The organism is Magnetovibrio blakemorei (assembly GCF_001746755.1).
Classification (GTDB): domain Bacteria; phylum Pseudomonadota; class Alphaproteobacteria; order Rhodospirillales; family Magnetovibrionaceae; genus Magnetovibrio; species Magnetovibrio blakemorei.
Genome location: NZ_MCGG01000022.1, coordinates 50,267 through 56,928, shown reverse-complemented (window position 1 = coordinate 56,928; position 6,662 = coordinate 50,267). Strand labels below are relative to the sequence as shown.

7 protein-coding genes and 3 pseudogenes are annotated in these 6,662 nt (G+C 47.3%); 4 read left to right on the top strand and 6 right to left on the bottom strand.

Annotated elements, in window-relative coordinates; translation table 11 throughout:
- Positions 1 to 58: 58 nt before the first annotated feature.
- On the bottom strand, positions 59 to 430 hold the full coding sequence (gene tnpA / locus BEN30_RS08125; protein WP_069957846.1) for an IS66-like element accessory protein TnpA: 372 nt from the start codon (positions 428 to 430) through the stop codon (positions 59 to 61).
- 175 nt (positions 431 to 605) lie between these two features.
- Between tnpA and BEN30_RS17915 the strand changes: the two are divergent.
- Positions 606 to 821, top strand: a pseudogene (locus tag BEN30_RS17915) (IS30 family transposase); the annotation flags it as partial.
- Between the two features lie 40 nt (positions 822 to 861).
- Here BEN30_RS17915 and BEN30_RS08120 read toward each other — a convergent pair.
- A pseudogene (locus tag BEN30_RS08120) lies at positions 862 to 999 on the bottom strand (transposase); the annotation flags it as partial.
- A 60-nt stretch (positions 1,000 to 1,059) separates the two neighbouring features.
- Positions 1,060 to 3,366 carry an ATP-binding protein gene (locus BEN30_RS08115; protein ID WP_069957845.1) on the bottom strand — a complete coding sequence of 769 codons (2,307 nt, stop codon included), beginning with the start codon at positions 3,364 to 3,366 and terminating at the stop codon, positions 1,060 to 1,062.
- 76 nt (positions 3,367 to 3,442) lie between these two features.
- On the opposite strand from BEN30_RS08115, the gene BEN30_RS08110 reads away from it, so the two are divergent.
- Positions 3,443 to 4,018, top strand: a complete 576-nt coding sequence (locus tag BEN30_RS08110; protein WP_069957844.1) for a biliverdin-producing heme oxygenase — start codon at positions 3,443 to 3,445, stop codon at positions 4,016 to 4,018.
- 1,047 nt (positions 4,019 to 5,065) lie between these two features.
- Here BEN30_RS08110 and BEN30_RS08105 read toward each other — a convergent pair.
- The 3 genes from BEN30_RS08105 to BEN30_RS08095 all read right to left on the bottom strand — a co-directional run bounded on the left by BEN30_RS08105 (position 5,066) and on the right by BEN30_RS08095 (position 6,098).
- Positions 5,066 to 5,497 carry a hypothetical protein gene (locus BEN30_RS08105; protein ID WP_069957843.1) on the bottom strand — a complete coding sequence of 144 codons (432 nt, stop codon included), beginning with the start codon at positions 5,495 to 5,497 and terminating at the stop codon, positions 5,066 to 5,068.
- 72 nt (positions 5,498 to 5,569) lie between these two features.
- A complete protein-coding gene (locus BEN30_RS08100; protein ID WP_069957842.1) occupies positions 5,570 to 5,803 on the bottom strand; it encodes a hypothetical protein in 234 nt (77 codons plus the stop codon).
- Complete coding sequence (locus BEN30_RS08095; protein WP_170826994.1) at positions 5,796 to 6,098, bottom strand: hypothetical protein; 303 nt, start codon at positions 6,096 to 6,098, stop codon at positions 5,796 to 5,798. Before BEN30_RS08095 ends, BEN30_RS08100 begins: the two co-directional genes overlap by 8 nt.
- Between BEN30_RS08095 and BEN30_RS19310 the strand changes: the two genes are divergently transcribed.
- Both BEN30_RS19310 and BEN30_RS08090 read left to right on the top strand, forming a co-directional pair.
- On the top strand, positions 6,040 to 6,387 hold the full coding sequence (locus BEN30_RS19310) for a helix-turn-helix domain-containing protein (RefSeq protein WP_084005257.1): 348 nt from the start codon (positions 6,040 to 6,042) through the stop codon (positions 6,385 to 6,387). The genes BEN30_RS08095 and BEN30_RS19310 overlap by 59 nt on opposite strands.
- A pseudogene (locus BEN30_RS08090) lies at positions 6,270 to 6,614 on the top strand (integrase core domain-containing protein); the annotation flags it as partial. The gene BEN30_RS19310 and the pseudogene BEN30_RS08090, both read left to right, overlap by 118 nt.
- Between the last annotated feature and the right edge of the window lie 48 nt (positions 6,615 to 6,662).

The following is a 6,662-nucleotide window of genomic DNA, read 5'->3' as shown; positions in this document are numbered from 1 at the left end:
ACTCCGCCGTTGACAACACCCGCCGCCAACCACACCCGCGTATTGCTCGGCACCGGGATCATGAAAGCCACCCCTTTAACAACCGTCCCAGGGCATCCGGATCAAATTCACCCTCGGCAATAATCCGGTGACCGCCCGCCAACTCGATGCGCACCAGACCGCCAACTGGACCACCAGCCGGAGGAACCGCGCCCGGTGCCATGGGCTCATCGGTCAAGACATGCGGGGAGACCTCCACGGGCAGGAAGACAGCCTCGCGATGCGCCCCCATCTCTGGAGCAAACCGTGCGTCCCGCAGCCATTTGAAAATCAGGTTCGCATTCATCGCATACCGCTGTGCAACCTGCGCCACCGAAACGCCCGGCGCTGAGGCCTGCAAACAGATGGAACGCTTCTCTTCAGTCGACCAAATCCGACGCTTCACTGTCATTGAGATATACCCTTGGTGTCCACCATCGATAAGTGGATACTAAGGGCAATCCTTAGATCAGAAAAAGGGCGGGGTCACCGGACGGACACGCTACAACGGTCTCTGTGTCTTTTCCATCTACTTTCACCAAAACTGTAAACCGCGATTGGCGTTCAACAACCGTCGCGATGTAGTTATGGACGTATATTTTTGCGACCCCAGCAGTCCTTGGCAACGAGGAACAAATGAGAATACGAACGGATTGCTGCGGCAATATTTTCCCAAGGGAAGTTGCTTGTCAGGATATTCGCAGAGCGACCTCAATAGAGTTGCTGAAAAACTCAACAGTCGTCCAAGAAAAACATTGGCCTTCGAAACGCCAGCTCATAAACTCGACACAGTGTTGCTGTGACCAATTGAATCCATCGCCCCTAAAAATGGGGGTATTACCGGGCACCTGTGCGAAACCGCCAAAGGATGCCGTTTAAAACCTTCCGGTCGTCAACACGCGGCACACCGCGAGACTTATTCGGTAACAACGGTTCGATGATAGACCATTCAAAATCGGTCAGTTCGTAGCGGCGTTTCATGGTGTTCCTCCTGCTGTAATGGAACACTTGAATCACATCGCACATTAAGATTTTATGAGTTTACGGCCTAGCAGCAACGACCCTGTCCGGAGGGAAGCATACATTAATTGTCGTACCCTTGCCTTTTTCGCTGTTGATAATCAACTCCCCACCCTGAAGCTCAACCAATCTCTTTGATAAAGGAAGCCCTAAACCGCTTCCTTCGTGTGAAATCTCCATGCCATCTCGAACCTGACCAAAAGGCTGCAGAGCTCTCTCTATTTCATCCTCTGACATCCCAATGCCCGTGTCTGAAATGACAAAACAATATCCACCGTCGTCAGTGCATTTGTCGGAGATTGTGACAGCACCCATTTTCGGCGTAAATTTTATAGCATTACTCATTAGGTTGATAAGAACCTGTTTAATCCTGCGTGCATCGATCTTGATAATAACGGGGCTGTTTTTGATGCTGCAGACAAGTTTTATGTCTTGGTCGTGTGCACGCCCTTGCACAAGAAGCAAACTGTTGTCGATAATATCTTGAACACTATAAGGCTCTTCAAACAATTCGATCTTTTCAGCCTCAATCGCGGATATGTCCAATATGTCATTGATCAGTGACAGAAGGTGTTGCCCTGCCCCCTCAATGTCATTCGCATATTCTCCGTATTTAAAGTGTCCAAGTGCGCCAAACAATTCTGACCTAATGGAACTTGAAAAGCCGATAATGGCATTTAGTGGCGTGCGTAGTTCATGGCTCATGTTTGCCAAAAAGTCCGTTTTCACACGATTGCTGCGTGCGAGTTCATTGTTTAACAGACGCATGGTCCTAAGTTGGCGAAGAATCAAGTCGTTGAATGCGTTGCGAAGGCTTTCTGCAATAACCAATTTCCATGAGGGCCAAGGCCGCGAATGATTGCGTTTTATCTCGGTCCAGCGATCGAATGACCGTCTTGGCAATGCAATCTTGCTATCCGAACTATTTATCTTTTCATACGGGTTGCCACCCCAATGGATGGTTTTGATGATTTCTGGACGAAACCAAATCAATAAGTTTTGATGGTCTTCCCCAACAGCACAGACCAACGCACCACTGGCGATTTCTGCATGTTGCTTGAAGTCTTGAAATTCTGCCGAAATGCATTCAGTTGTGTAGATCGGTTGCAGTGGGGTGATTACGTTAGCGCGTAGCCATTCGGAATAGCGGATAATATCTGAATCTGGGGGAGACTCTCCAACGATTAAAACACGATCATGATTGGTTTCGTCTTGGTAAACAATGGCAGCACTACTGCTGGCAAAAAACAAATCTTTCAGGGTAACGGGGCCAGATGAAATGGCTTCAAACACACTGTCAGAGCCAGCAATCTGCTCAAGCAGCTTCGCGTGAAGTTTTGCATGGTTTTCGCGTGCTACATGTTCTTCGATGTGTTCAACATCTCCAAAATGCATGCTGAAGGCTTCGGCAATATTGACCGCAAGCAACATGGATGGCAGAGAGACATAGTGAGGTGTGCGATGATGGCACACAACCATACCCCAGAGATGATTTTCGTGCATGATTGAAATAGACATAGCCCCATCAACACCAAGATTCTTTTGGTACATCAGATGGATGGGTGATTGACTTCGTCCCCACGCGATACCGATATCAAAAGGTTCTGCTTCCGCTGGGTCTCCCCCTGAAACCAGAGGAACAGGTTCGGCGTTTACACTCGGAAGATATCTGAGAACGCTACGTCGATAGAGGGCTCGGGCTTGTGCCGGAATATCGGATTCCGGAAAAAAGAATCCTAAAAAATTTTGATCCCAGTCAGGCGAAATATCTTCCCCGATCACTTCTCCATGCCCGTCTTTATCAAAACGGTATATCAACACGCGATCGTAATGAGTGGCTTTGCGAATTTCTTGAGCGGCGACCTGGGCCAGTTCTCGCAAATCCTTCGCCTCACGGATCTGCCGAACAATACCAAAGAAACTGCTTCCGCTTGAAACTTCATTAAGAGGGATGCCTGCGATAGTTGGCTCTTCTTGAGGAAAGAGCTCCACCAACAGCCTATTTTCATCCCTGTGAACAACCGTGCCAAAAGAGCGTCCATTATAGACCAAATTGGTGGCGCAAAATGGCGACCGGGGGGAATTTGTAACCGCTTCAACGGTGCTTTTGAGGTCAGGGAGAAGTTCTAGAAGGCTTTGGCCTAGAAGATTGGGACTGAAATCAAAATGAGTGGAGGCATTTTTGCTGTAGGCGATGATCTCGAAATTAGACAAACCTAAAATGACAAGGACCCCACTTGGGTGAACACCAGGAGCTCTATGAATAGGTTCTGCCTCGCAGGTTGAACGAGGCATAGATAGTATTTCTTCAAGACTGCGGGTGTCCATGCGTAAAAAACTCGATACAAAAAGCCTCTGGCTGATATTATATGGTTATCGCAACCCTATGTGAATAGTTCTTTTTATGCACTTTACAGCTTTACATGACCTTCGAACTGGCACCAAACAGCTCCATGAAGCGATTGAGAGCGTGCCCATATTGCAAGAGTTGGCAAGTGGTCAAATTACGCCTCAGCGCTACAAAAGAGTATTGAGCGCTTTTATTGGTTTTTGGGGGCCAGTCGAACATGGATTGGCTCAACAGTCTCTCCCCATAGATTGGAAGGCTCGCGTTCCTAACTTACGCAACGATTTGCAGGCTTTGGGATGCTCGCCTGAAGAAATCAAAACCATTGCAGAGTGCCCATTTATTCCTCAACCCGTAGACATTGAGGGTGGGCTTGGGGTGTTGTACGTCTTAAACGGATCGCGCTTAGGTGGTGCGGTCATACATAAAGCGCTCAGAGCTAAGGGTTCTATACCGGATGACTGTATGTCATATTTTGCGGCACCCTCGGAAACGTTGTCTTCGGATTGGAAAATATTCACTAAAGGAATTGAGCTTTCGATTCAAACTGAAGCTGGCGTTAGATCGGCTAGCGCCAGCGCCAGGGAGACGTTCCTAGCCCTAATGACTTGGATATTGCTGTGCCAAAGTTAGCCTACGCATTGCGCCCTCAATAAACCTTCTGGAGGGCTACTTCATGTCAGTAAGTGGATGTTTTTCACCGTGTTTAGAAGCCCAGAAAAATGGCCGCTTTTGGGGAAAGTGCAAGCATTGAATCTCAGCTTTTCAAAATCACTCGATTAAATGTCCGGTATGCAGGTGCACAGCGGAAGTTATTTGCTTGCTGACCATGCGGTAATTTTTAACCCGTACCCCTACCCCAGGACAGCAGCTCTTCTAAGAAGCCAGAAAAATAGGCCGCTGCTCCGCTGCTAAGAACGCCTCATAATATTAGCCCCTAACCCAACTCCCTGATGATCAAATTGACTGACCAGCAATTGAAGTTGGGGCAGGTTGATCAGGGCTGTTGATGAAATGGGCAAATCCGACAGCACTGCTACACCAGAACCATTCAGCCTCTACTTGGCTATGAGGTTCCGTTTTGTATTTGAACGCTGGTGAAGCGTCACAAGTGAACCAGATGTTATATTGGTCTAGTTTCCCGGTTGCAAACTTTGGCACTGGCGGAATTGTATTCTTGTTTTGCATTGTCGTTTCCATTTCAAATGAATTCACGTTCTATCAAGTTAAGGACAACGCTAGAAAATCAAAAGGGGCATAGCGTCACTTTAGCTAAAAATTCATGTGACGGATCAGTCCGCGGGTACCACAGTCAATTTTTATAAATATGGACCGATATTGAATGGTCAATCAAAAGAACCATGGAAAGGAACTCTAGGTCTGAATATGATTGCGGAGATGCCAAGAACGTGGCCGAGGTTCCTGGAATTAATGACGTTCGTAATCAGCATCAGTCTTAAATTTCTGTAAGTCTGATTTGCATGCGGACCTTAAAAAGAAATGAAACTGCTTTGCGTGATGACACACCGCCGTAAATATTTGTATTAACACCTCACCTGCTCAACACGAATAATCCTGGGGCCCTTCCGCATTGGTACGTTGCAAACGCACCAACGCGGAGTGCTTGGCCATCATGTCAAATCATGCATAAGGGCAATTGTATTGATATCAACTATCCTGTTAAAAGAAGACAGGAGGCATGCCTAAAGTCTGGCCAATTCCCCAGAAATTAAAGAGTCCTGCAACAAACATGACTCTTGACGTATCAAAAGGGATTTCGCCTACAGGTCCATTTAGCAAGTAGAGAGAACCATTCCGCGTGACGACCCATGACTGTTCACGATTGTAATGAACGACTGGACTGGTGGCAAAATGTCCAGATTGACCCGCACCAGTAAGAATGACTTCTCTCTCCACTAACTGATTATCGGAAAAAGTAATAAACACCCAGTTCGTAAGAATGTTTTTAACAATACGCCCATCTGCAGGACTGGAACCTATGCATAGTAACCCCTCTAAATCCCTATCATTTGAATAGCTCAAATCAAAGCGATCTCGGTGTTGAGAAATCAATGTTTCAAGGGTGAGTTTTATTAAGTCATTGAGTATCATTTATAATGCTCCGTATATATTTATGTTGAAATGAACAGCCCCCGCATAGCTCTGTTGGGGCTGTTAAAAAATTCATTTGTTTTCGATGTATGATCGCAACGCTGCGATTGAGTTGTGCTGGTGGTTTTCACAACATCGCCAGATGTCTGGGCCAACTTCTATCGGAATAAGCCCTGCATCAATCAAGGCTTCGCATGCTTCCATGACACTGCACTTGATTTGCGGGCTTCCGGACCTAGAGATATCTGCAACGGCAAGCTCCGTAACAGCATGCAAAATGTCAGTGACATTCATTTCATTACGCATTTTGGAATTCCTTTATGTGTTCGGACGAAGGTGTCCAAGGTTTTTGTTTTTTTCGTCCGAACCGGCGTGCAGACATGCTGTCCAGTTCCATTTCGTTATTGAGGTGTGCCTTGAGGTAAAGCTTTTGAGGCTCTGGGATTGTTCCTAGTTTTGACTGAACAAAAGAACTTTTCTCAGGAACGATGGCTCGTTTTCCCAACAAGAATTTTGTCGGATGATTGAGTCCCGCTTGCGCCATGTTTTTGTCTTCGGCCAGAGAAATGGATGCCCCCGGTTTTTTCTTGTTATCTTCCAACAGCAAGCAAGCCCGTCGTCTGTTGGCCCTTTCTCTAATTTATGATGGGGCGTCTCGTTCTGATGCCGCTCGACATGCGAATGTTGATGTTCAAAGCATTCGGGATTGGGTTTTGCGTTTCAATGCTAAAGGCCCTGATGGATTGATTGACCTGAAATCTACAGGAGCCCGTCGTATATCTCCGGCGATCTGGCCGAGTGGCTGGAAGACCGAAAAATGGACCATGTGCGGGGAGCGCCCAACCATCCTCAGACCCAGGGCAAAATCGAGCGTTGGCACCAGACCCTGAAGAACCGCATCCTGCTGGAGAACTATTACCTGCCGGGGCATCTGGAAAATCAGATTGACGCCTTTGTCAAACACTACAATCACCAGCGCTATCACGAAAGCCTCGGCAACGTCACGCCCACCGACGTCTACTTTGGTCGCGACACCGCCATTAAGGAAAGGAGAAAACGCATCAAAAAACAGACAATCCAGAAACGCCGCTTGAACCATCAGCGGCAAGCCGCTTAACATCAACCCAGGTGAGCCAGATCCTCCGTTAAATCAGACGATCCATTG